This is a genomic window from Donghicola mangrovi (genome assembly GCF_013377535.1).
Classification (GTDB): domain Bacteria; phylum Pseudomonadota; class Alphaproteobacteria; order Rhodobacterales; family Rhodobacteraceae; genus Donghicola; species Donghicola mangrovi.
Window position 1 is genome coordinate 340,971 of record NZ_JABCJE010000003.1, and the last position, 24,541, is coordinate 365,511.

Consider the following 24,541-nt stretch of genomic DNA (forward strand, 5'->3'; position numbering starts at 1 on the left):
GCCAAAGTCCAACAGGGAGGTATGAAGATGATCCACCAAAATGTGTTTCAGCTTCGAAGGCTCAAATAGGCCGCACTGGTGACTCGATCAAGACACGAATTGCCGCAGGCGCAACATGGCCGCTATGCGCTAACGGCATAGCTTTACATGCGCCTTACATCACAGCGGCGGTTCATCGGGATTCGCGCGACGGGATTCGGCGATCTCGGACTGTACAAACTCTCGGAAGGCCGCGATCCGTTGGGACTGTCGCAGCTCCTCTGGATAAGCAAGGTAGACCGGAACCTCGGCGCTTTCAATTTCTGGCAGCACTCTGACGAGCTCAGGGAAGTCGACTGCCAAATATTGAGGCAGAACCCCGATCCCCAGATCGTGAATGACCCCCTGAAGCACACCGAAATAGCTGTTTACGGTCAAAGTCGACGAAATATCGTTGGCCAGAATGGACGCAACCAGCTGCGCACCGGCCCCGACCTGCGGGGTGCTGGGGCTCTGGCAGATCAGGCGGTGGTTGGCCAGTTCTTCCAGTTTCTCGGGCGCGCCGTTCTTCTTGATGTATTCCTCGGACGCATACATCCGCATCCGCACGTTGAACAAACGCTTGCGTACCAGATCGGCCTGACTGGGTTCCTTCATACGGATGGCAACGTCGGCCTCGCGCATGGGCAGGTCCAGAACACGCTCCTCAAGCATCAGGTCGATTTTCAGGTTTGGGTACTGTTCATAGAGTTTGGTCAGGCGCGGGGCCAACCACATGGTGCCGAAACCGGTGGTCGTGGTGACGCGCAGCTCGCCAAAGACCTCTTCTTCGCTGTCCTTGATCCGTGCAGACGCAGCATCCAGACGGCGCGACATGGCAGAGGTCGCGTCGAACAGGAGTTCCCCCTGTTCGGTTAGAATCAGTCCACGGGCATGGCGGTGGAACAGAGTGGTGTTCAGGCTCTCTTCCAAGGCGCGGATCTGTCGGCTGACGGCAGATTGGGACAGGTGAAGCACATCACCGGCATGCGTCAGGCTGCCCGCATCGGCAACCGCGTGAAATATCCGTAATTTATCCCAGTCCATCTTTGTAACTTTCTGCCCGTTATTCGCACCATAGACGAAATGTCATTCATTTGAACGGATTAAACACCAAAAATTGTGCCAAACCGCGAATTTTAACCTTTGTGGGTCAGAATATGTGACCTAATGTTGTGCTATCATAAGGCAAGCACATTGAGCGAGGGGAGGCGCAAGATGAGCATGCACCAGATTACGTTGGAAGATCGTTTCGATCTGACCAAATCCCCGATTCTATTGAACGGGACGCAGGCTTTAGTCCGATTGATGCTCATGCAGCAAGAGCGGGATCGCCTTGCAGGGCTGAATACCGCCGGATTGGTGACAGGGTACCGCGGATCTCCGCTTGGCGCGGTCGATCTGCAAATGATGCGTGCAGGCCGCGTGCTGGGGAAACACCACATTACATTTCAGCCCGGACTGAACGAGGATCTGGCCGCCACCGCGCTCTGGGGCAGCCAGCAGGCCGAGCTGCGCGGCGAGGGGAAATACGATGGCGTCTTCGGGCTGTGGTACGGCAAAGGGCCGGGCGTCGATCGCTCTGGCGACGTGATGCGCCACGCGAATATGGCGGGCTCGTCCCGTCATGGCGGCGTCCTGATGGCGATGGGCGATGACCATACCGGCGAATCCAGCACCGTCTTGCACCAGTCCGATTGGGCGATGGTCGATGCCTATATGCCTGTGGTGAACCCTGCGGGGGTTCAGGAAATTCTGGACTTCGGCCTCTATGGTTTTGCCCTGTCGCGCTATGCAGGCGTCTGGGTCGGTCTGAAAACCATGAAGGACACGGTCGAGGCGACCGGCGTTGTCGATGGCGATCCCCAGCGGGTGCAGCTGGTGACGCCCAAGGGGTTTGCCATGCCACAGGGCGGGCTGAACATCCGCCTCGGCGACACGCCCCACGCCCAAGAGGCGCGGATGATCGACTACAAGCGTTTCGCCGCCGAGGCCTTTTCCCGCGCCAACAACATGGACAAGCGGGTTTGGGGCAAGGCGGGGGCCAAGATCGGCTTTGTCGCTGCCGGTAAAAACTGGCTCGATCTGGTGCACGCGTTCAACCTGCTGAACATTGACGCCACTGAGGCTGAACGTCTGGGCTTGACCACCTACAAGGTCGGGCAGACTTGGCCGCTGGACATGCACGGGTTCCACGACTGGGCCGAGGGGCTCGACCTGATCATCGTGGTCGAGGAGAAGCGCAAGCTGATCGAGGTGCAGGTCAAGGAAAGCATCTTCGACGACCGCCGCGGTCGCCGCGTTTATGGCTGGCACAAGGGCGGCGGGGCAGGGGCCGACCACGGCGAAGAACTGTTCCCCACCCGCATGGCGCTGGACCCCGTGATGATCGCCGAAAAGATCGGTGCGATCCTGATCGAGGAGGGGCGCGGCACCGATGGGGTCCGCGCGGGCCTCTCGACCTTGGCTGAGGCGCGCCGCGCCGACAACGCCGAGGATATCGCCGCCCGTCTGCCCTATTACTGCGCGGGCTGCCCGCACAACACATCCACCAAGGTGCCTGACGGCCACCGCGCCTATGCGGGGATCGGCTGTCACTACATGGTGCAGTGGATGGACCGGAACACCACTGGCTTTACCCACATGGGGGCCGAGGGGGCGAACTGGATCGGCGAGGCGCCATTCAGCAACCGCAAGCACGTGTTCCAGAACCTCGGGGACGGGACGTACAACCACTCGGGCGTTCAGGCGATCCGCGCGGCTTTGGCAGCGGGGACCAACATCACCTACAAGATCCTTTATAATGATGCGGTGGCGATGACCGGCGGCCAGCCGAACGAAGGCGGCCTGTCCCCCCAGCGCATCGCCCGCGAATTGCAAGCCATGGGGGTGGGGCACATCGCGGTGGTCTGTGATCCCAAAGAAGAGGTCGATCTGGACGCCTTTCCCGAGGGCCTTCAGATGCACGAACGCAGCGAGATGCCCCGCGTGCAAGAGGACTGCGCGCAGATCGAAGGCGTCTCTGCCATCATCTACATCCAGACCTGCGCCGCGGAAAAACGCCGCCGCCGCAAGCGGGGCGCGTTCCCCGATCCCGATCAGCGCGTGTTCATCAACACCAATATCTGCGAGGGTTGCGGCGATTGCGGGGTGCAGTCGAACTGCGTGGCGATCACGCCGGTCGAAACCGAACTGGGCCGCAAGCGCGCCATTGACCAGTCCGCCTGTAACAAGGATTTCAGCTGCCTTGATGGCTTCTGCCCGTCCTTTGTCACGGTCAAAGGGGCCAAGCTGCGCAAACAGACGACCACGGCGCTGGACCTGCCGGACATGCCCTTGCCCGAGTTGCCCACCATCAACGGCACGTGGAACGTCGTTGTCACCGGCGTCGGCGGTACGGGCGTTGTGACCATCGGCGCGGTCTTGGCGCAGGCGGCGCAAATCGCGGGGCTGGGCGCTGGCATGATGGAAATGGCCGGTCTGGCGCAAAAGGGCGGCGCGGTGCACATCCATTGCCGTTTGGCCAATTCCCCCGACGACATCAGCGCCATTCGTGTGGCAACGGGCGAATGCGATGCCCTGATCGGCGGGGATCTGGTGGTCAGCGCGGGGGCGAAAACCCTTGGCCTGACCAGCGCGGGGCGCACAGGCGCTGTGGTGAACAGCCACGAAACGGTCACCGGCGATTTCACCCGCAACCCCGCATTCAAACTGCCGACTGACCGCCTGTCTTTGGCCCTAGAGGCGCGGCTGAAAGAGCGCGTGCAGATGTTCGATGCCAGCACTTTGGCCAAGAACACGCTCGGGGACAGCATCTATTCCAACATGATCCTCTTGGGCGCGGCGTGGCAGCGCGGGCTGGTTCCCATCGGGCATGATGCCTTGGTCGAGGCGATCCGCCTGAACGGCGCGGCGGTGGACAACAACCTGCGGGCCTTTGAAACCGGGCGCTGGGCGGTGCTGTTCCCCGAAGATGCCTATGCCCTGAGTGCCCCCGTGGTGGTGAACCTGCCCCAGTCGGACGCCGAGCGTATCGCATTCCGAGTGGATCACCTGCGGGCCTATGGTGGCGACCGTCTGGCGCGGCGGTTCACCAAGCGGCTCGACGGGATCACCGACCCCGAGCTGAAGATGGCCGTGGCCGAGGGCTATCACAAACTGCTGGCCTACAAGGATGAATACGAGGTCGCGCGTCTTTTGCTGCAAACCCGTTCCCACGCCGCCGAGGCGTTCGAGGGCGACTTCGAGATGACCTATCATCTGGCCCCGCCGCTCTGGGTCAAAGAGGGGGCGAATGGCCGTCCGCAAAAGCGCGCCTATGGGACGGGGATGGACCGTTGGCTGCGGCTGCTGGTCAAACTGCGGCCCCTGCGCGGGACCCCGTTCGATCCCTTTGGCCGCAGCGCCGAGCGCCGGATGGAGCGCGCCCTGATCCGGCAATACGAGGCCGATCTGGCCGATATTCTGCCCAAGGTCACGCCCGCCACCCGCGACATCGCGCTGGCCCTTGCGCGCCTGCCGCTGGACATCCGCGGCTTTGGCCCCGTCAAAGAGGCCAACGCTGCCAAGGCCGCCGCCACCCGCACCGATCTGCTGGCCGCGTTCCATGCGGGCGGGCCGGAAATGGCCAAGGCGGCCGAATAACACCGACCGCGCCTTCGGGGGCTTCCCTCGGGGGCGCAAGCATGGTCTGTCAGGGCTACTGGCAGGAGGCTCATCATGTCCAAGGACCGCGAGGTCGCCCGGGAAATCAGTTATTCCACCTCGGTCCCGTCCAAGGGCGGGCAGGCCTTGATTCGTCTGATGGAAAACGTGACGGGGCGTCTTGGTCTGATCCGCCGCGCCATGGGCTATGAGGTCGAGGTCGCCCAAGGGCGCGACTTCTGGCAGGTGATGGTGGACCGTTACCGCCTGTCGCTGGACCTGATCGGGGGCTCGCTGGACAACATCCCGAAAACCGGCCCGCTGATCGTGGTCTCGAACCACCCTTACGGCATTCTGGACGGGCTGATGATGGGGCACATCCTGTCAAAAACCCGTGGGGATTTCCGCATTCTGGCCAACAGCGTCTTTCGCCGGGCCGAGGATCTGAACCGCATCGTTCTGCCCATTTCCTTTGACGAAACCAAAGAGGCGGTGAAGCTGAATCTCGAAACCCGCAAGGCCGCGCTGGACTATCTGGCGGCGGGCGGGGCGATCGGGGTGTTTCCGGGGGGCACGGTATCCACATCTGCGACGCCGTTCTCGCAGCCGATGGACCCGGGCTGGCGCAGCTTTACCGCCAAGATGATCGCGAAGTCGGGGGCGGTGGTTGTGCCGATCTATTTCGACGGCCACAACAGCCGCATGTTCCAGCTGGCCAGCCACCTGCATCTGGCCCTGCGCATGGGGCTTTTGATCCGCGAATTCAGGGCGCGCGTCGGCACGCCGGTCCGCGTTGTGGTGGGCGAACCGATCCCCGTGGCCGAACTGCAATCGCGATCAAAGGACACGCGAGAGATGATGGATTTCCTTCGAAAAAGCACGTATGCCCTGTCGCCAAAGCCGTTCAAATCGTATGATTATGGCTTCGAATTCGAAGAAAAGCGCAAAGGCTAGGGCAGATGGCAGTAGGGATTTTCGACTCGGGGCTTGGCGGGCTGACCGTTCTGGACGCGGTAAGCCGCCGTCTGCCGGACGTGCCGCTGGTGTACTTCGGGGATAACGCACACGCGCCTTACGGGGTGCGCGATGCGGATGACATCTACAACCTGACCACCAAAGCGGTCGAGCGTATGTGGGCCGAGGGCGTCGATCTGGTGATCATCGCGTGCAACACCGCCAGCGCCGCCGCCCTGCGCCGTATGCAAGAAAGCTGGCTGCCCAAAGACAAGCGCTGCCTTGGCGTGTTCGTGCCGCTGATCGAGGCGCTGACCGAACGCCAGTGGGGTGACAACAGCCCGCCGCGTCAGGTCAAGGTGAACAACGTCGCCCTGTTCGCGACCCCCGCGACCGTTTCCAGTCGTGCGTTCCAACGCGAACTGGCCTTCCGCGCGATCGGTGTCGACGTGGAGGCTCAGGCCTGCGGCGGTGTCGTCGATGCGATCGAGGACGGCGATATGATCCTGGCCGAAGCCTTGGTCCGCAGCCACGTGGACGCGCTGAAACGCAAGATGCCCCATCCCGACGCCGCCATTCTGGGCTGCACTCACTATCCTTTGATGGAGAGCACCTTCCAGGAGGCTTTGGGCGCGGATGTGGAAGTGTATAGTCAGGCCAATCTCGTGGCCGAGAGCCTTGCCGATTATCTGCAGCGCCGTCCCGAGATGCTGGGGTCGGGCACCGAGAGCATGTTCCTGACCTCGGGCAATCCGGCCAAGGTGTCCGCCCGCGCCACCCAGTTCCTGCGCCGCGAAATCAAGTTTCGTTCTGCGTGATAACCGTTTGAAATAAAGGGATACTCCCCATGTCCTACAAAGTCGCCATCATTGGCGCCTCGGGTTATACCGGGGCAGAGCTGATCCGTCTGATCGCCACCCACCCCGAGATCGAGATCGCGGCCCTTGGCGCGAACTCCAAGGCCGGGCAGACCATTGCCCAAGTCTTTCCGCACCTGCGCCATCTGGACCTGCCCGCGCTGGTCAAGATGGAAGAGATCGACTTTGACCAGATCGACCTGTGCTTCTGCGCCCTGCCGCACAAGACCAGCCAAGAGGTCATTAACCAGCTGCCCAAGACCCTGAAAATCGTGGACCTGTCCGCGGACTTCCGTCTGCGCGATCCGGCGGAATACGAGAAGTGGTACGGCAACCCCCACGCCGCGGTCGAGATGCAGAAAGAGGCCGTGTATGGCCTGACCGAGTTCTACCGCGACGACATCAAGAACGCCCGTCTGGTGGCCGGCACCGGCTGTAACGCGGCCACCGGCCAGTACGTGCTGCGCCCGCTGATCGCCGCTGGCGTCATTGATCTGGACAACATCATTCTGGACCTGAAATGCGCAGTTTCCGGCGCGGGCCGCTCTCTGAAAGAGAACCTGCTGCACGCCGAACTGTCCGAGGGTTATCACGCCTATTCCGCTGGCGGCACCCATCGTCATTTGGGCGAGTTCGATCAGGAATTCTCGGCCATCGCGGGCCGTCCGGTGAAAATCCAGTTCACCCCCCACCTGATCCCCGCCAACCGTGGCATTCTGGCGACCAGCTATGTCCACGGCGACGCGGCCAAAATCCACGAGACGCTGGCAGCGGCCTACAAGGACGAACCCTTTATCGAGGTTCTGCCCTTCAAGGAACTGCCCTCGACCCGTCACATCCGTGGCTCGAACTTCTGCCATATCGGCGTGGTTGCCGACCGGATCGAAGGTCGCGCCATCGTGGTCGCCGCGCTGGACAACCTGACCAAGGGTTCCAGCGGGCAGGCGCTGCAGAACGCCAACCTGATGCTCGGGATCGAGGAAACGACCGGCCTGATGCTGGCGCCTTGCTTCCCGTAATGACATCGCGCCGCAGGGGCTTGGACCTTGCGGCGCATCCGCATATATTGCGGAACACGAATATTCGGAGGAGGTTCGGATGAAGTCGCTGAAAAAGACACGCCGCATTCAGGTGATCGCAGTTGCGGTCGTCGCCCTGATCGTGTCCACCGGCCTGATCGGCTATGCGATGCGCGACGGCATCAACTTCTTCCGCGCTCCCAGCCAGATCGTGGCCGAGCCGCCGGCACCCAATGAAACCTTCCGCATCGGCGGTCTGGTCGAAGAGGGCAGCCTGAAGCGCGGCGAGGGCGAGACGATCAGCTTCTCGGTCACCGATGGCGGGGCGACTGTGCCCGTTGTCTATACCGGCGTTCTGCCCGACCTGTTCGGTGAAAAGCAGGGTATGGTCGGCACCGGCCGCTATATCAACGGCGTGTTCGAAGCGACTGAAATCCTTGCCAAACACGACGAGACCTACATGCCCAAAGAAGTTGTGGATGCGCTCAAGGAGCAGGGCGTTTACGTGGACCCGAACGCTAAGGGCACCGGTAGTTAACCTGACCGGCTAACCATCGGCCCCCGAAACAGCATTCGGGGGTTCGAATGGACAAAATCACGAAAATGGCTTGGGACATCGTCGCGCGCGAGGGCGGCTATGTGAACGATCCCGATGATCCGGGCGGCGCGACCAATCACGGCGTGACCCTTGGGACGATGCAGCGTCTGGGGCTGGACCTGACCGGCGATGGCCGCGTGGATGCCGCCGATGTGCGGGCGCTGACCCGCGAACAGGCGGTGCAGATTTTCCTTGATCACTACTTCCTGAAACCGCGCATCGACCAGCTGCCAGAGGTCCTGCACGACACCGTTTTCGACATGTACGTCAACGCTGGGGCCAATGCGATCAAGGTTCTGCAACGTCTGCTGACCCAGATGGGCCACGGCCTGACCGATGACGGCGTGATCGGGCCTATTACCGTGGCGGCCTGCCATGCGGCGGCGGCGGTGTCGGCCAGCCACCTGCGCGATGCCTACGGGATTGCCCGCCGGAACTATTACTACCGTCTGGCAGATGACCGCCCTGCCAGCCGCAAATACGCCCGCCGCCGCGACGGGGGCAAAGGCGGCTGGATCGCGCGGGCCGAGGAATTCATCTCACCGCGCTACCACCTGACGGACGCCGACCATCTGGCGCGGGTGGCGGCATGGGGATGATGTGGCGGGCGATGGACCTGCTGTTCGGGGGCCGCAACGTGATCGCCGACACCGCCGAAGTCTGGCGCGAGAATGCCGAGGCCTCGGGGCAGCGGGCCACCCAGATGCATTCCGCCGCGCTGAATCAGCTGGCCGCCGAATATGCGCGTCCCCAGCGGGGGTGGTTCGACGGGGTGGTAGACGGGCTTAACCGTTTGCCCCGTCCCATGCTGGCGCTGGGGGTGCTGGGGCTCTTCGGGATGGCGATGCATGATCCGGTGTGGTTCGCGGCGCGGATGCAAGGGCTGTCGCTGGTGCCAGAGCCCCTGTGGTGGCTGATGGGGGTGATTGTCAGCTTCTACTTTGGGGCGCGGCATCAGGCGAAAACGCAGGATTTCCAGCGCGATATGCTGGCCTCGGCGGCGCGGGTGCCCCAAGTGGTCAGCCAGATCCGCGCACTGGAAGAGCCCGCACCAACCGACAATCCGGCCTTATCCGAATGGCGCACCATAGCGGGTGGCAAAGCCGCGACAAAGTGAACCTTAGTCGGGGCCGATTGTGATTGGCCCCGCACAGGCAAACGCCTAATATCCGCGCATGATTACAGAGCTCGGACACTTCGCCCTTATCCTCGCCTTTCTGGTTGCCATCGTTCAGGCAATCGTTCCCCTGATTGGCGCCCATAAACGCTGGCACGGCTGGATGGCCGTGGCCGAACCTGCCGCCGTTGCGCAATTTTTGCTGACGGCTGCGGCCTTTGCCGCGCTGACCCACGCCTTTGTGGTGTCCGATTTCAGCCTGCGACTGGTGGTGCTGAACAGCCATTCCGCCAAACCGATGCTCTACAAAGTCAGCGGCGTCTGGGGCAACCACGAGGGCTCTATGCTGCTGTGGGTGCTGATCCTGACCCTGTTCGGCGCATGTGCCGCGTGGTTCGGAGGGGCGCTGCCCCCCACGCTGAAGGCCCGCGTTCTGGCGGTTCAATCGTCGATCGCGGTGGCATTCTTTGCCTTCATCATCTTTACGTCGAACCCGTTCCTGCGCCTCGCGGTGCCGCCCTTTGACGGGCAGGACCTGAACCCGCTGCTGCAGGACCCCGGTTTGGCCTTTCACCCGCCGTTCCTGTATCTAGGCTATGTGGGCCTGAGCATGGCCTTCAGTTTCGCCGTTGCCGCGTTGATCGAAGGGCGCGTGGACGCCGCTTGGGCGCGCTGGGTGCGTCCGTGGACGCTGGCCGCGTGGGTCTTCCTGACCATCGGCATCGCGCTGGGGTCGTGGTGGGCCTATTACGAACTGGGTTGGGGCGGCTTCTGGTTCTGGGACCCCGTGGAAAACGCCAGCTTTATGCCGTGGCTCGTGGGGGCGGCGCTGCTGCACTCGGCCATCGTGGTGGAAAAGCGTGAAGCTCTGAAAAGCTGGACCATCCTGCTGGCGATCCTTGCCTTCGGGTTCTCGCTGATCGGGACGTTCATCGTGCGTTCGGGCGTGCTGACCTCGGTTCATGCGTTCGCCAATGACCCCGAGCGCGGCGTGTTCATCCTTTTCATTCTGGCGTTCTTTATGGGCGGGGCGCTGACCCTGTTCGCGGCCCGCGCCAATGTCATGGAGGCCAAGGGCGTCTTTGGCATGGTCAGCCGCGAAAGCGCCTTGGTGCTGAACAACATCCTGCTGGCCGTGGCCGCGTTCGTGGTCTTCACCGGTACCATCTGGCCGCTGGTGGCCGAGATGTTCTTTGACCGGAAACTGTCCGTAGGGGCGCCGTTCTTTAACATGGCGTTTACGCCCTTCATGGTGGTCTTGGGTCTGATCCTGCCGCTTGGGTCGATGCTGCCGTGGAAGCGTGGCAGCCTTGGCCGCGTCAGCCGCCATCTGGTGCCCGCGCTGGTGCTGGCCGTGGCGATTGCGGTGCTGGCCTATGCGATCCAGACCGGCAAAACCGCCCTTGGTCCCATCGGCCTGCTGCTGGGCTCTTGGATGATCGCCGGTGCCGCCGTCGATCTCTGGAGCCGTACGGGACGCGGTGCGAACCGTTTGGGCCGTCTGACCCGTATGCCCCGCGCAGACTGGGGCAAGGCGCTGGCGCATTCCGGCCTCGGGGTCGTGTTCATCGGCATCTCTTGCCTGATGGCGTGGCAACAGGAAGACATCCGGACCGTGCAAATCGGCGAACCTTTTGAGGTCGGGGGCTATTCGCTGGTCCTCAATGGCGTCGAAGAGGTGAAGGGGCCGAACTATATCTCGACCACCGGCCACGTGACGGTGTCCAAGGACGGCAAGCTGATCGCCAACCTCGATCCGGAAAAGCGGGTCTATCCCGTGGCCAAGATGCCCACCACCGAGGCTGCGATCGACAGCGGCTTCTTGCGTGACGTCTATGTGGTGATCGGCGATCCGCAGGCCGATGGCGGTTGGGCCGTGCGCACCTATATCAAGCCGCTGGCCGACTGGATCTGGTCGGGCGCGATCATCATGGCATTGGGCGGCGTGCTCAGCCTGTCGGACCGCCGTTATCGCGTCGCGGCCGGGGCGCGCAAATCCGCCCCCCAAGGAGTGCCCGCAGAATGAAACGCCTGTTCCTGATCTTGGCGCTTTTGCTGTCGGCGCCCTTGGCCCACGCTGTGCAGCCCGATGAAATCCTGCCCGATCCCGCCATGGAAGAGCGGGCGCGGGACATTTCCGCCGGTCTGCGCTGCCTGGTCTGCCGCAACGAAAGCATCGACGAATCGAACGCCGAACTGGCCCGTGACCTGCGCCTTCTGGTGCGGGAACGGCTGGTGGCAGGCGACACCAACGAAGAGGTCGTGGAGTACGTCGTGGACCGCTACGGCGAATACGTGCTGCTGAACCCCACGACCAACGGCTCGAATATCTTTCTGTGGCTGGCGGGGCCGATCATGGCCCTGATCGGGCTGGTTCTGGCGTTCTTTTATCTGCGCGGCCGATCCACCGCGCGCCCCACCACCGAAGACCGCCTGAGCGCCGAGGAAGAGGCGCGCCTGAACGAAATCCTGCGGGACTGACGCTGGGTTTTTCTTTTCTGTCTCTGGCCTTTCCGCTTTGATGCGGGCCAGAGACCAGAGGAGGCCTTCCATGCAATTCCAGACCATCACCTACGAGATTGCGGACAACATCGCGGTGCTCACCCTGAACCGTCCCGATGTGATGAACGCGCTGTCCTCGCAGATGCGGGCAGAGATCCTCGAGGCGGTCAAGGATGCGGGCAAAAACGCGCGGGTGCTGGTCATGACCGGCTCTGGTCGGGCGTTCTGCTCGGGTCAGGATCTGTCGGATGCGGGCAACCTGAACGCGCTGGACCTGGAGCGTGTGCTGCGCGACGAATACGTTCCCATGCTGCAGGCGATCTATGATTGCCCCGTGCCGACCATCAGCGCAGTGAACGGCACGGCGGCGGGGGCAGGGGCCAACCTTGCGCTGGCGGCCGACGTGGTGATCGCAACCGAAAGCGCGGTGTTCCTGCAGGCCTTTGCCCGTATCGGCCTGATCCCCGACGCTGGTGGCACCTATTGGCTGCCCCGCCAGATGGGCGCGGCCAAGGCCATGGGCGCGGCCCTCTTCGCAGAGCCCATCACCGCCCGTCAGGCCGACGACTGGGGCATGATCTGGGAGGCCATACCCGACACCGATTTCGACGCCCACTGGCGCGCCCGCGCGGCCAAGCTGGCCAGCGGCCCCTCGATCGCCTACCAGCACATCAAGGCGTCCCTGCGGGGCAGCTGGAACAACACCCTCGAGGAGCAGCTTTTCGTCGAGGCGCAGTTGCAAGGCGCGTGCGGCGGCACCCGCGATTTCAAAGAGGGGGTTCTGGCGTTCCTTGAAAAACGCCCTGCCTCTTACGAAGGGCGCTGATTTCCCAAGGGAAACAATCCCGCGCCCGCTTTGGATAGGCCTGCTAAGGCCTCTCATTGCGGGATAAGCGGGGCGCACGAATAAGATCAAAACAGACTGTCAGGTCCTGTGCCCCCATCGGGACGGGGCCTTTTACGTTAATAGACCCTTAAATTCCCCACTTGCTTTTGCCTTATTTTTGCCAAAATCTGAAAACGGGTCAGGCAGCTTTTTCTGCCTTTTAAATATTGAGCGTCAAAGACGCCGTTTTCAGTGGTGCGATTATGCTAGGAATTTCATTATTTTCCTTATTGATGAGCTATGGGATCTACAACGTTCTGGCCGACCAGTACGATTGGAATGGCTCTGACAATTCCAACGGATCAGAGGACGAGAGCTATCACGACGATGGCCAGACCGAGGACGAAGCCCACAATGGCTCCGGCTCGACCGACGATCAGAGCAGCAGCGACGGATCGGACTCCAGCAGCAATAGCGGGGATGACGGATCGAGCGGCGACGGGTCCTCGGATATTATCGGGGATGAGAACGATGACGACCTGTCCGGCACCGAGGGTGACGATACCATCGACGGCATGGAAGGGGACGATACGCTGACCGGCGGCGCGGGGGCGGACTGGCTCTCGGGGTATACGGGCGATGACGCGTTGAACGGCGAAGGCTGGCGCGATGTTATCGACGGCGGCTCGGGCAGTGACACCCTTGATGGCGGCAACGCCGAGGATCTGCTCTATGGCGGAGCCGGTGCGGATACACTGCTTGGTGGCGGGCAGGCGGACACCCTGTTTGGCGGCAACGGCAACGACCTGCTGGACGGCCAGAGCGGCAATGATTTTCTGATCGATGTCAGTGGCAACAACACCCTGATTGGTGGCACGGGCGGGGATGTGATCATTTCTACTGGTGACTTTAGCGCGCTTAGTACGTCTTCAGATGATTTGGGCGTCGGATCCATCTTCTCAGAGCTATCGAACGGTCTGACAGTCGCATTGAACAACGAAACCATCGCGGTTGCGTTGGACCGTGCAGACGCCAGCGGTGCCGATCTGATCGAGGGCGGCGCGGGCTATGACATGATCGCCTTTGGTCCGGGGGATACGGCGTCGGGCGGCGAAGGTTCGGATTACTTTGCAGTCGTTCAGCATCAGATGCTTGATGGCGCATCACCGGCCACCATCACCGATTACGAGGCCCGTGATGACATCGAGTACATCTACTCTGCCACCACCGGCATCCCCGATCTGAGCATCGAAGAGACCGACACCGGCGTGAACCTCTATGATGGCGAGACGCTGGTGATGGTAATCAACGGCGATACCGAAGGCTTCACGCTGGATAACATCACGCTGTCCTCCTTGGATGCGGTGGATACCAATGACGGGGACGATGATCTGACCGGCGGTTCGGGCGATGATGTGATGTTCCTGCAGGACGGCGACGACCGTGCCTCGGGCGAGGCTGGTGACGACATTCTGGTCGGCGGCGACGGCAAGGACACCCTGTCGGGCGGTGCTGGCGATGACCAGCTGAAGGGCGGCGATCAGGCCGACAAGCTGAACGGTGGGACAGGGGATGACACCCTGAATGGCGTTGCGGCCGATGATATCCATGTCGATTTCTATAGCTCTGATGGCGAGGGCTTTGCCGACATCGTGTTCGACAGCCAGACCCGCTCAGATGGGACAGACCTTCTGGACGGCGGCTACGGGGACGACCTGCTGCTGGTCGGCGCAGGGGATACTGCCATCGGGGGCGAGGGCGACGATCTGTTCGTTCTGATCGATCACGACGGCGGAGCCCAAATCGCTGTGGTCGAGGATTTTAACCCTGCTGACGATTACCTGATGGTCAAGTATTGGGGCAGCGCGACGCCCGAACTGACGGCCTCGGTCGATGCGGACGGGTACACGGTGCTGGCGCTGGACGGCAAAGACCTGTTCCTGATCAAGACCGTGCTACCCGAGGGCTACGACATCCTGAACGCTGTCGCGCTGGAGCATTTCAGCGGCGCGGCCTGATCGCAGCCCGAACGGCTAACGAAAAAAGCCGCCCTTCGGGGCGGCTTTCTTGTTTTCCGGGGAAACTCGCGATTAGCGGTTTTCGATGTCGGTGTAGTCGCGTGCGTTCTCGCCGAGGTACAGCTGACGGGGACGGCCGATTTTCATCTGCGGATCCGACAGCTGCTCTTTCCACTGCGAAATCCAGCCTACGGTACGCGACAGCGCGAAGATCGGGGTAAACATCGAGGTCGGGAAGCCCATCGCCTCGAGGATGATGCCCGAGTAGAAGTCGACGTTCGGGAACAGCTTCTTCTCGACGAAGTAGGGGTCGCTCAGGGCGATCTGTTCCAGTTCCTTGGCAACCTGCAGCAGCGGGTTGTTTTCGACACCCAGCAGTTCCAGAACTTCGTCTGCCGACTGCTTCATCACGGTCGCGCGGGGGTCCATGTTCTTGTAGACGCGGTGACCAAAGCCCATCAGACGGAACGGATCGTTCTTGTCCTTGGCGCGGGCGATGTACTCGGGGATGCGATCGACGGTGCCGATTTCCTTGAGCATTTCCAGACATGCCTGGTTTGCGCCGCCGTGTGCGGGGCCCCAGAGGCAGGCGATGCCGGCTGCGATACACGCAAAGGGGTTCGCGCCCGACGACGATGCCAGACGAACGGTCGAGGTCGACGCGTTCTGCTCGTGGTCAGCGTGCAGGGTAAAGATGCGGTCCATTGCGCGGGCGAGGATCGGGTCCACGTGGTACTGCTCTGCGGGAACGGCAAAGCACATGTGGATGAAGTTTGCTGCGTAATCCAGATCGTTGCGCGGATACACGAAGGGCTGACCGATCGAGTATTTATACGCCATTGCCGCGATGGTGGGCATCTTGGCGATCAGGCGGTGCGAAGCGATCTCACGCTGGCGGGGGTCCGAAATATCGGTCGAGTCGTGATAAAACGCCGACATGGCGCCAACCACACCCACCATGGTGGCCATGGGGTGCGCGTCACGACGGAACCCACGGAAGAACATGTGCATCTGTTCGTGGATCATGGTGTGACGGGTGATGGTGGTTTCGAAATCTTCCAGCTCGGCTGCGGTGGGCAGGTGTCCGTACAGCAGCAGGAAGCAGACTTCGAGGTAATGCGACTGACCGGCCAGCTGGTCGATGGGGTAGCCACGGTGCATCAGCTCGCCTTTTTCACCGTCGATATAGGTGATGGTGCTGTCGCACGCTGCGGTCGAGGTGAAGCCCGGGTCGTAGGTGAAAACACCTGCCTGACCGTAGAGCTTGCGGATATCGAGCACATCAGGGCCCACGGTGGGCGAGAGGATCGGCAGATCGTAGGTGTTCTCGCCAATCGTCAGCTTCGCGGTCTTAGTATTTTCAGCCATCGTCATTCCTCTTGAAATGCCCTTGGACGCGGGGTCCAAAGGCGACCTCCCGTGGTCGGTAAAACGACCGGGGTACGCTCTATTCTAGTCCCTTATTCCGGCCAGTGGAGGCCGGAAGCGGGTTCTTTTTATCAGCACATACGGTTCAACCGTTTGCTGCATCGTTAAAGCGGGCAAGAGTTTCCTCGCGCCCGAGAACAATCATCATGTCGAAAACGCTGGGAGAGACCGAACGACCGGACAGTGCGGCCCGCAAGGGACCGGCAAGCTTGCCAAATTTGAGCCCGCGAGCTTCGGCGAATGTGTTCATAACCTCCTCCAGCGCGTCACGGCTCCAGCTAGCATTTTGCAGGTGCGGCGTCAATTCTGACAGTATACCACGGGATACCGTATCAAGGTTTTTCTCGGCCTTCTCGTCAGGGGCGATGGGGCGCTCGGCGAAAACAAACGCAGCCTTTTCAATGAGTTCCGGGAAAATTTTGGCGCGATCCTTTAGGCAGAACAGCGCATTCCCCAGCATCTCTTTTTTCGCGTCCGAAAGTGCGGGCTGATTGGTCGCGGCTAAAAATTCCTCGATTTCCGCCAGAAGCGACGCGTCCTCCGCTATAGCGATATGCTGGCCGCACAGATTCTCCAGTTTCTTGAAATCGAGGCGAGCAGGTGATTTGCCGATCCCGTTCAGGTCGAACCACTCTTTTGCCTGTTCGTCGGTGAAAAATTCGTCGTCGCCGTGGCTCCAACCCAGTCGTGCCAGATAGTTACGCATGCCAGCGGCGGGGTAACCCATGGCCTGATATTCCTCGACACCCAGCGCGCCGTGGCGTTTCGACAGCTTCTTGCCGTCGGGGCCATGGATCAGCGGGATGTGCGCGTAGACCGGCAGGGGCCAGCCCATCGCGGTATAGATGCCCATCTGGCGCGCCGCGTTGTTCAGGTGGTCGTCGCCGCGGATCACGTGGGTGACGCCCATGTCATAGTCGTCGACCACCACGGCCAACATGTAAACGGGGGTCCCGTCCGAGCGCAGCAGAACCATGTCGTCCAGCTGGTCGTTGCCGATTTTCACGGTGCCCTGAACTTCGTCCTCGATGATGGTCTGGCCTTCGGTCGCGGTCTTCAGACGGATCACATAGGGCGCATCGGGGTGAGTGCTGGGATCGGCGTCACGCCAGGGGCTCTGGAACAGGGTGCTGCGGCCCTCTTCTTTGGCGGCGTCGCGGAAGGCCTGAATTTCGTCCTGAGTGCTGAAGCACTTGTAGGCCTTGCCTTGGGCCAGCAAGTCCAGGGCCACTTCGCGGTGACGGTCGGCGCGTTCGAACTGGCTGATTGCCTTTCCGTCGTGGTCAAGGCCCAGCCAGTCCAGACCTTTCAGGATCGCGGCGGTCGCTTCGGGGGTCGACCGTTCGCGGTCGGTATCCTCGATCCGCAGCAGGAATTTGCCGCCACGGCCGCGGGCATATAGCCAGTTGAACAGGGCGGTACGGGCCCCGCCGATATGCAGATAGCCGGTGGGCGAGGGTGCAAAACGGGTGACTACGGCGGAGGTCATGAGGGGATTTACCTTTGCTTAGGAAAGTTCGTGCAGCGTTTGCCCCGTGTCTATCGACCCCAAATTTGTGTGGCAAGAGTGCGTGCGCTAGCGGCAATCAACGCGGTCTGGCTGAAACAGCAGGGCCATCTGTTCCATTGGACACCGGTTTTTCTGGGGCTGGGGGTGGCGCTGTACTTTGCGCTGCCGTTCGAGCCGCCCATGTGGCTCTTGTGGACCAGCGCCTGTGCGGCACTGCCTTTGGTGCTGGCGGGGCGGTGGCTGGGGATTTACTGGGGGCCGCTGGTGATCGCCGCGGCGCTGGTTGCCAGCGGGTACGCCTTGGCCGGGGCCGAGGCGCGGGCCAAGGCCGCCCCCGTTCTGTCCGGCCGCTACTACGGCCCCCTTCAGGGCCGGATCATCGAGATTGACCGCTCCGGCACAGGCGCGCCGCGGTTGCTGCTGGACCAAGTGGTCTTGGACCGCCGCGCCGCGCCCGCCACCGTCCGCGTCTCCCTGCACGGCCCCCAAGACTGGCTCCAGCCCGCCTTGGGCCAAACCGTGATGATGACCGCCCACCTCTCGCCCCCCTCGGGTCCGGTCGAGCCCGGTGGGTTCGACTTCCAGCGCCACGCGTGGTTCGAGCGACTTGGCGGAGTGGGCTACACCCGCAACCCCGCGCTTTTGCTGTATGACGCCCCCGAGGAAATGGCCCTGACCGGCCTGCGCCGCGATCTGGTCGCGCGGATCAGGCGCGCCATCCACGGCCAGACCGGCGAGGTCGCCGCCGCCCTTCTGGCCGGAGACCGTTCCGGTGTGGCCCCGGAAACCGTGGCGGCCTTGCGGGACAGCAATCTGGCGCACCTGCTGGCGATTTCGGGCCTACACATGGGGCTCTTGGCGGGGCTGGTCTACGGGCTGGTGCGGCGCCTCTTGGTATTGGTGCCCGCATGGGCGCTCTACCTGCCCACCAAGAAAATTACCGCCGTCGCCGCGTTGATCTGTGCGGCGGCCTATCTGGCAATCTCTGGGGCCAGCGTGGCGACCCAGCGCGCCTTTGTCATGGTGGCTGTGGGCCTGTGCGCGGTGCTGGCCGATCGGCAGGTGATTAGCCTGCGCTCTGTCGCGATGGCCGCGCTGGTCCTGCTGGTGCTGCAACCCCACGCGTTGGTCGGGCCGGGGTTCCAGATGTCCTTTGCCGCCACCACCGGCCTGATCGCGGGCTTTGAGGTCATGCGCCCCCTCCAACAGCGCATCCCGTCCAAGGTCCTGCGCGTGATCCTTATGACCGTCCTGTCCTCGGCCATGGCAGGCGCCGCGACCGCCCCATTTGCAGCGGCGCATTTCAATCGTCTGACCGATTACGGCTTGGTGGCGAACCTTCTGGCGACCCCCCTGATGGGCACGCTGATCATGCCCGCTGGAATATTGGGCGTATGCCTGATGCCATTCGGGCTTGAGTGGATCGGCTTTGTGCCCATGGGCTGGGGGATCGACTGGGTGCTTGCAGTGGCCTCAGGTGTTTCGGGGCTGCCCTCGGCGGTAACGCCGGTGCCATCCCCGGACGTTGCCAGTTTTGCAGTCGTGACCGCCGGTGGCCTGATCCTGTGCCTTTGGCAAGGGCGCACCCGATTGGCCGGAGGCCTCCTTTTCGTGGTGGCGGTTGCCTTGTGGCAATCGGTGAACCGGCCAGAGGGATTGGTGTCCGACGATGGCAGACTGGTGGGTATCCTCGGCGGCGAAGGGCGCGTGCTGAGCCAACCCAAGGGCGCGGGCTTTGTCGCTCAGGTCTGGCTCGAGAATGACGGCGATCCAGCGGACCAGCCCTCTGCCGCCGCGCGAGAGGGTTGGCAGCGGAATGCGGACGGTTTGCTGGAATGGCAGGCGGGGGAGTGGCGGATTGTGTCGCTGCGGGGTCGAAGGGAGGCCAATGGGATCGAAACCTGCACCGGAAAGGTCTGGATCATTTCCGATCAGCCCCGGCCGCAGGACATCGCCAAAGGAGACTGCAAAATCACCACCGCCGAAGATTTGCGCCATAGCGGTGCCCTCGCATTCCGCATCACGGGCGGGGACCTGCAGATCACGTCGTCTCGGGACATCACCGGCGACCGGCTCTGGAACACCCGCCAAAGAAAAGGGCCCGATCACGGGCCCCAAGCAGATCAGTAGCTGCGGATCAGGCCCACAAGGCGGCCCTGGATTTCCACCTGACCCTCGCGGAACACGCGGGTCTCGTAGTCGGGGTTTGCAGCCTCGAGCGCGATGGAGCTGCCGTTCTTGCGATAGGTTTTCAGGGTGGCTTCATACCCCTCGACCTGAGCAACGACGATGTCGCCGTTCTTGACGCTCTCGGTCTCCTCGATGATGACCAGATCGCCGTCGTTGATACCAGCCTCGATCATCGAGTCCCCGCGCACCTCTAGGGCATAGTGGTTCCCGCGGCTGCGCAACATCATGCCCGGCACGGCCACGCTGGTGTCACCGTCACCAATCGCCTCGATCGGGACACCGGCGGCGATGCGGCCCATCAGCGGCAGTTCGGCCACGTCGCCACGCTCAACAGGAATACCGCGCGGGGCAGGGGCGGGCGCGGGGGCCGGTTTGTCGCCCTGAATAACCTTGGGGACGAAGCCGCCCATCGCATCGGGCAGTTTCACAATCTCGATGGCGCGGGCGCGGTGTGCCATGCGGCGGATGAACCCGCGTTCCTCCAACGCCGTGATCAGGCGGTGAATGCCGGACTTGGAGCGCAGATCCAGTGCCTCTTTCATCTCGTCGAACGAGGGCGGCACGCCGTCGCGCTGTACCCGCTCGTGAATGAATTCCAGCAAATCTTTCTGCTTTTTGGTCAGCATCGGTGCCCCCGGACAATCAATATCTAGGGTTTGTTCTACCTGTGTTCCCGTTTTGTGTCAATTGGGACCGCTAAATTGCGATATATTCGACCGTGGCCCCGATATCTTGGGCGGGGTCGCGGACGGGGCGCACCAAGAGCGCGTTGGCATCCGCCAGTATCCCCAGCAGCGACGAATCCTGATTGTCGTAAGCGTTGATTTCGCCTGCCTCGACCCGTGCGCGCATGTAATGCTCTCGGGGGCCGTTCGCGGCCAAGGGCGCAGCCAGCCGCGCGGTCAGGCGGGGCGCCGCCGCAGCGGGCAGGCCGAGCATCACGTCGATCAACGGGCACAGGAAAATCTGGCCGCAGACCAGCGCCGAAACAGGGTTACCGGGCAGGCCGACCATCGCCATGTCGCCCAATTTGCCCGCCATCAGCGGTTTGCCCGGACGCATTGCGATTTTGTAGAAACTGGTTTCCATTCCCAGATCGGCGGCCACAGGCGCAACCAGATCATGGTCGCCGACCGACGCGCCGCCGATAGTCACCACCAGATCGGCCCCGCGGGCCAGATCAAAGCCCAGACGCAACGCTTCGTGGGTGTCGCGGGCGATGGGCAGCATACGCACTTCGGCCCCGCGCGATTCCAGCAGCGCCTTTAGGCCAAAGTTATTGCTGGCGATGATCTGGTCGTCTTTGGGCGTTTCGCCGGGCATGACCAGCTCGTTTCCGGTGGCCATGATCGCCACGATGGGGCGGCGGGTGACGGGCAGCTTGGGCAGGTTCATCGCCGCCGCCAGCGCGATATGGGCGGGGGACAGGCGGCGCGGGCCGGCCAGTTCGGCTCCTTCGACGAAATCGCCGCCAGCGGGGCGGATGTTCGATCCGCTGTCCAGATTGTCCTTCAGGGTGATGGTGTCGCCGGTGCGCTCGACATCCTCTTGGATCACCACGTGGCTGGCCCCCGAGGGGATCGGCGCGCCGGTGAAAATCCGCACTGCCTGACCCAAGGCCACCACGCCGTCAAAGGCATGGCCTGCGGCGGCCTCTCCGATCACGGTGAACTTTGCGCCGGGGGCGACCAGATCGCCGACCACCGCGTAGCCATCCATCGCGGACGCGGCAAAGGGCGGCTGGGTGCGGCGGGCCTTCACTGTGCGGGCCAACACGCGGCCCGCGCAATCGGTCAAAGCAACGTCCTCGGCCTCCAGAGGCCGAACCAGCGCGAACAAGCGGTCAAGAGCCTCTGCGACGGGGATCATTCTGCCTCGATCCTTCCGGATTTGCCGCCGTCTTTCAGCGTCACACGAATACCGCCGATTTCCATGTACTTATCGACCGCCTTGACCATGTCATAGACGGTCAGCGCGGCGGTGCTAACGGCGGTCAGGGCCTCCATCTCGACGCCGGTCTGGCCGGTGGTCTTGACGGTTGCGGTGATCTGCACGCCGGGCAGGTCGGTGTCGATTTCCAGATCGACCGAGACCTTGGTGATCGGCAGCGGGTGGCACAGTGGGATCAACTCGGGCGTCTTTTTGCAGCCCATGATCCCGGCAAGGCGGGCGATGCCCAAAACGTCGCCCTTTTTGGCGCCGCCGTCTGCGATCATCTCCATGGTGGCGGGGGCCATGCGGACCCAGCCCTTGGCGGTGGCGATGCGGCTGGTGACGGCCTTGTCGGACACGTCGACCATGTGGGCCTGGCCCGCTTCGTTGAAATGGGTCAGGCCGGTCATTACAGCGCTCCGGAAGTCAGGGGATTTGCCAGCAGATCGCGGGTGGCGGTGGCCACGTCGTCCTTGCGCATCAGGCTTTCGCCGATCAGGAAGGTGCGGGCGCCATAGCGGGCGATGTCGGCCAGATCCTCGGGGGTGAACAGACCCGATTCCGACACGATCAGGCGATCCGCAGGGACCAGTTTCGCCAGCGTCTTGGTGGTGTCCAAGGTGGTTTCAAAGGTCTTGAGGTTGCGGTTGTTGATGCCCATCAGAGGGGACTTCAGCGCGGTGGCGCGTTCCAGTTCCTCTTGGTCGTGGACCTCGATCAGAACGGACATGCCCCAGCCAAAGGCCGCGTCTTCCAGTTCCTGCGCCTGCGCATCGCTGACAGAGGCCATGATGATCAGGATACAGTCGGCCCCCAGCGCGCGCGCTTCGGCCACCTGATAGGTGTCGTACATGAAGTCCTTGCGCAGGGCGGGCAGGCTGGTGGCCTCTCGTGCCTGAACCAGGAATTCCTTTGCCCCTTGGAAGCTGGGTGTGTCGGTCAGCACCGACAGACAGGTCGCGCCGCCATCCTCATAGGCCTTGGCCAAAGTCGCGGGATCGAAATCGGCGCGGATCAGACCCTTGGAGGGGCTGGCCTTTTTTACCTCGGCGATCAGGCCGTACCCTTCGCGGGATGCCTTCATCAGGCTGTCGGCAAAGGGGCGCACGGGGCCTGCATCACGGGCGGCGGCCTCGACCTCGGCCAGCGAACGGGCGGCTTTGTCGGCGGCGACCTCTTCCAGCTTGTAGGCTTTGATCTTGTCTAGGATGGTCCCGCTCATGCTGCCCCCGAAGTGATTTTGGCCAGCGTTTCCACGGCCTTGATGGCTGCACCACTGTCGATGCTTTCGGCCGCGATGGCGACCCCTTCTTTCAGGTCGGATGCCTTGTCGGCCACGACCAGCGCGGCGGCCGCGTTCAGCAGAACCGCGTCACGATACGCGCCCGCTTCGCCCCTGAACAGGTTCAGCATGGCCTGACCGTTTTCCTCGGGAGTGCCGCCAAGGATATCCTTGAGGCGGTGCACCGGCAGGCCAGCATCCTCGGGGTGGATTTCGCGGGTGTGGATTGCGCCATTCTCCAGCGCGGCCACGGCGGTGGTGCCGGTGATCGCTATCTCGTCGGTGCCGTCCGAGCCATGGACTAGCCACGCCTTTTCAGAGCCAAGCTGCTGCAGGGTCTCGGCCATCGGGTGGATCAAGTCGATCGCAAAGGCGCCGGTCAGCTGGCGCTTGACCCCAGCGGGGTTGGTCAGCGGGCCAAGGATGTTGAAGATCGTCTTGCAGCCCAACTCGGTGCGCACGCCCATGACGTGTTTCATCACTGGATGGTGCATGGGGGCCATCAGGAAGCCGATATTCGCTTCGGCCAGCGCACGCTCGACCACGTCGGCGGCAACCATAACCTCGATCCCCAGAACACCCAGCGCGTCCGCGGCACCGGCCAAGGACGACAGCTTGCGGTTGCCATGTTTCGCCACGGGAACGCCAGCGCCAGCCACGACGAACGCGGTCGCGGTGCTGATGTTCAGGGTGCCCATGCCGTCACCACCGGTGCCCACGATGTCCATCGCCCCCTCGGGCGCGGTCACCGGTACGCAGCGGGCGCGCATGGCAGCAGCGGCGGCGGCGTATTCGGACACCGACTCGCCACGGGCGCGCATCGCCATTAGCAAGCCACCGACCTGCGCGGGGGTCGCTTCGCCCTCGAACAGGATATTGAACGCCTCATTGGCCTGAGAGCGGCTCAGGGGGCCTTCGGATGCGGCATAGATCAGGGGCTTGATCGCGTCACTCATGCGGGCACCTTCATTTCGTTCAGGAAGTTTTTCAGCAGCGCGTGACCGTGCTGGCTGGCAATCGACTCGGGGTGGAACTGGACGCCGTGAATCGGCAGCTCTTTGTGCTGCAGACCCATGATGGTGCCGTCCGATAGCTCGGCGGTCACTTCCAGACAGTCGGGCAGGGTCGCCCGATCCACAACCAGCGAATGATAGCGCGTTGCCTCAAAGGGCGAGGGCAGTCCGGCGAACAGCCCCTTACCGGTGTGATGCATGGTGCCCATCTTGCCGTGCACAATCTCGTGGCAGCGGACCACATTCCCGCCAAAAGCCTGACCAATGGTCTGGTGGCCCAAGCAGACGCCCATCAGGGGGGTCTTGGTTTCCGCAGCCGCCGCCGTCAGGGCCAGACAAATACCAGCCTGATCGGGATCGCAGGGTCCGGGCGACAGCAGAATCCCCGCGGGTTTCAACGCCATAGCCTGTTGCACATCGAGCGCATCATTCCGCTTGACGACAACATCAGCGCCCAACTCGCCTAGATAGTGTACCAGATTGTAAGTAAAGCTGTCATAGTTATCGATCAGCAGAAGCATGGGCGAACCTTCGAATAAATGGGTAGAGCCCCGGATGCGGGTCGCGGTATACATGTTCAGGCTTGGCAAGCGGCGTCAAGGGCGCGACCGGGCATTAACCGATGGATTTCCC

Annotated in this window: 21 protein-coding genes; 12 read left to right on the forward strand and 9 right to left on the reverse strand. The window is 62.7% G+C overall.

All coding sequences use genetic code 11. The features are described 5' to 3' along the window. Nucleotides 1-159: 159 nt before the first annotated feature. The gene (locus HJ536_RS09605) at nt 160-1,065 is read right to left on the reverse strand and encodes a LysR family transcriptional regulator (protein WP_176853341.1); all 906 of its coding nucleotides are present in this window, start codon (nt 1,063-1,065) and stop codon (nt 160-162) included. A 171-nt stretch (nt 1,066-1,236) separates the two neighbouring features. Here HJ536_RS09605 and HJ536_RS09610 point away from each other — a divergent pair, with 171 nt between their 5' ends. The 11 genes from HJ536_RS09610 to HJ536_RS09660 all read left to right on the forward strand — a co-directional run bounded on the left by HJ536_RS09610 (nt 1,237) and on the right by HJ536_RS09660 (nt 14,553). Continuing rightward, nucleotides 1,237-4,662 carry an indolepyruvate ferredoxin oxidoreductase family protein gene (locus tag HJ536_RS09610; protein WP_177157539.1) on the forward strand — a complete coding sequence of 1,142 codons (3,426 nt, stop codon included), beginning with the start codon at nt 1,237-1,239 and terminating at the stop codon, nt 4,660-4,662. Nucleotides 4,663-4,737: 75 nt separating this feature from the next. Next, on the forward strand, nt 4,738-5,616 hold the full coding sequence (locus HJ536_RS09615) for a lysophospholipid acyltransferase family protein (protein WP_177157540.1): 879 nt from the start codon (nt 4,738-4,740) through the stop codon (nt 5,614-5,616). A 5-nt stretch (nt 5,617-5,621) separates the two neighbouring features. After that, complete coding sequence (gene murI, locus HJ536_RS09620) at nt 5,622-6,434, forward strand: glutamate racemase (protein ID WP_176853338.1); 813 nt, start codon at nt 5,622-5,624, stop codon at nt 6,432-6,434. A gap of 29 nt (nt 6,435-6,463) precedes the next feature. Further along, nucleotides 6,464-7,492, forward strand: a complete 1,029-nt coding sequence (gene argC, locus HJ536_RS09625) for an N-acetyl-gamma-glutamyl-phosphate reductase (RefSeq protein WP_176853337.1) — start codon at nt 6,464-6,466, stop codon at nt 7,490-7,492. A gap of 79 nt (nt 7,493-7,571) precedes the next feature. Next, complete coding sequence (ccmE, locus tag HJ536_RS09630; RefSeq protein WP_176853336.1) at nt 7,572-8,030, forward strand: cytochrome c maturation protein CcmE; 459 nt, start codon at nt 7,572-7,574, stop codon at nt 8,028-8,030. A gap of 47 nt (nt 8,031-8,077) precedes the next feature. Beyond that, nucleotides 8,078-8,689, forward strand: coding sequence for a holin-associated N-acetylmuramidase (locus tag HJ536_RS09635; protein WP_177157541.1), 612 nt, complete (start codon nt 8,078-8,080; stop codon nt 8,687-8,689). Then, the gene (locus HJ536_RS09640; RefSeq protein WP_177157542.1) at nt 8,680-9,207 is read left to right on the forward strand and encodes a holin family protein; all 528 of its coding nucleotides are present in this window, start codon (nt 8,680-8,682) and stop codon (nt 9,205-9,207) included. Before HJ536_RS09635 ends, HJ536_RS09640 begins: the two co-directional genes overlap by 10 nt. Before the next feature lie 58 nt (nt 9,208-9,265). Continuing rightward, a complete protein-coding gene (locus tag HJ536_RS09645; RefSeq protein ID WP_177157543.1) occupies nt 9,266-11,233 on the forward strand; it encodes a heme lyase CcmF/NrfE family subunit in 1,968 nt (655 codons plus the stop codon). Further along, on the forward strand, nt 11,230-11,688 hold the full coding sequence (locus HJ536_RS09650; RefSeq protein WP_177157544.1) for a cytochrome c-type biogenesis protein: 459 nt from the start codon (nt 11,230-11,232) through the stop codon (nt 11,686-11,688). Before HJ536_RS09645 ends, HJ536_RS09650 begins: the two co-directional genes overlap by 4 nt. A 70-nt stretch (nt 11,689-11,758) precedes the next feature. Continuing rightward, nucleotides 11,759-12,535: an enoyl-CoA hydratase-related protein gene (locus HJ536_RS09655; RefSeq protein WP_176853331.1), complete on the forward strand. Its 777-nt coding sequence runs from the start codon at nt 11,759-11,761 to the stop codon at nt 12,533-12,535. 293 nt (nt 12,536-12,828) lie between these two features. Next, entirely contained in the window at nt 12,829-14,553 is a 1,725-nt protein-coding gene (locus HJ536_RS09660; protein WP_177157545.1) for a calcium-binding protein, read from the forward strand. A 72-nt stretch (nt 14,554-14,625) separates the two neighbouring features. On the opposite strand, the gene gltA is transcribed toward HJ536_RS09660, so the two are convergent. Next, a complete protein-coding gene (gene gltA / locus HJ536_RS09665) occupies nt 14,626-15,921 on the reverse strand; it encodes a citrate synthase (RefSeq protein ID WP_177157546.1) in 1,296 nt (431 codons plus the stop codon). Between the two features lie 145 nt (nt 15,922-16,066). Then, on the reverse strand, nt 16,067-17,470 hold the full coding sequence (gltX, locus tag HJ536_RS09670; RefSeq protein ID WP_177157547.1) for a glutamate--tRNA ligase: 1,404 nt from the start codon (nt 17,468-17,470) through the stop codon (nt 16,067-16,069). A gap of 78 nt (nt 17,471-17,548) precedes the next feature. On the opposite strand from gltX, the gene HJ536_RS09675 reads away from it, so the two are divergent. Continuing rightward, a complete protein-coding gene (locus HJ536_RS09675; RefSeq protein WP_338082426.1) occupies nt 17,549-19,621 on the forward strand; it encodes a ComEC/Rec2 family competence protein in 2,073 nt (690 codons plus the stop codon). On the opposite strand, the gene lexA is transcribed toward HJ536_RS09675, so the two are convergent. The 6 genes from lexA to HJ536_RS09705 form a co-directional block, all read right to left on the reverse strand. Next, nucleotides 19,615-20,307 carry a transcriptional repressor LexA gene (lexA, locus tag HJ536_RS09680; protein ID WP_177157549.1) on the reverse strand — a complete coding sequence of 231 codons (693 nt, stop codon included), beginning with the start codon at nt 20,305-20,307 and terminating at the stop codon, nt 19,615-19,617. The two genes, HJ536_RS09675 and lexA, sit on opposite strands and share 7 nt — an antisense overlap. A gap of 70 nt (nt 20,308-20,377) precedes the next feature. Continuing rightward, entirely contained in the window at nt 20,378-21,550 is a 1,173-nt protein-coding gene (locus tag HJ536_RS09685) for a molybdopterin molybdotransferase MoeA (protein ID WP_177157550.1), read from the reverse strand. Further along, the gene (gene moaC, locus HJ536_RS09690; RefSeq protein ID WP_176853324.1) at nt 21,547-22,023 is read right to left on the reverse strand and encodes a cyclic pyranopterin monophosphate synthase MoaC; all 477 of its coding nucleotides are present in this window, start codon (nt 22,021-22,023) and stop codon (nt 21,547-21,549) included. Before moaC ends, HJ536_RS09685 begins: the two co-directional genes overlap by 4 nt. Next, the gene (gene trpC / locus HJ536_RS09695; protein WP_177157551.1) at nt 22,023-22,835 is read right to left on the reverse strand and encodes an indole-3-glycerol phosphate synthase TrpC; all 813 of its coding nucleotides are present in this window, start codon (nt 22,833-22,835) and stop codon (nt 22,023-22,025) included. The genes moaC and trpC overlap by 1 nt, the downstream gene beginning before the upstream one ends. Then, nucleotides 22,832-23,851, reverse strand: coding sequence for an anthranilate phosphoribosyltransferase (trpD, locus tag HJ536_RS09700; protein ID WP_177157552.1), 1,020 nt, complete (start codon nt 23,849-23,851; stop codon nt 22,832-22,834). The genes trpC and trpD overlap by 4 nt, the downstream gene beginning before the upstream one ends. After that, a complete protein-coding gene (locus tag HJ536_RS09705) occupies nt 23,848-24,429 on the reverse strand; it encodes an anthranilate synthase component II (protein WP_176853321.1) in 582 nt (193 codons plus the stop codon). Before HJ536_RS09705 ends, trpD begins: the two co-directional genes overlap by 4 nt. Nucleotides 24,430-24,541: the final 112 nt, after the last annotated feature.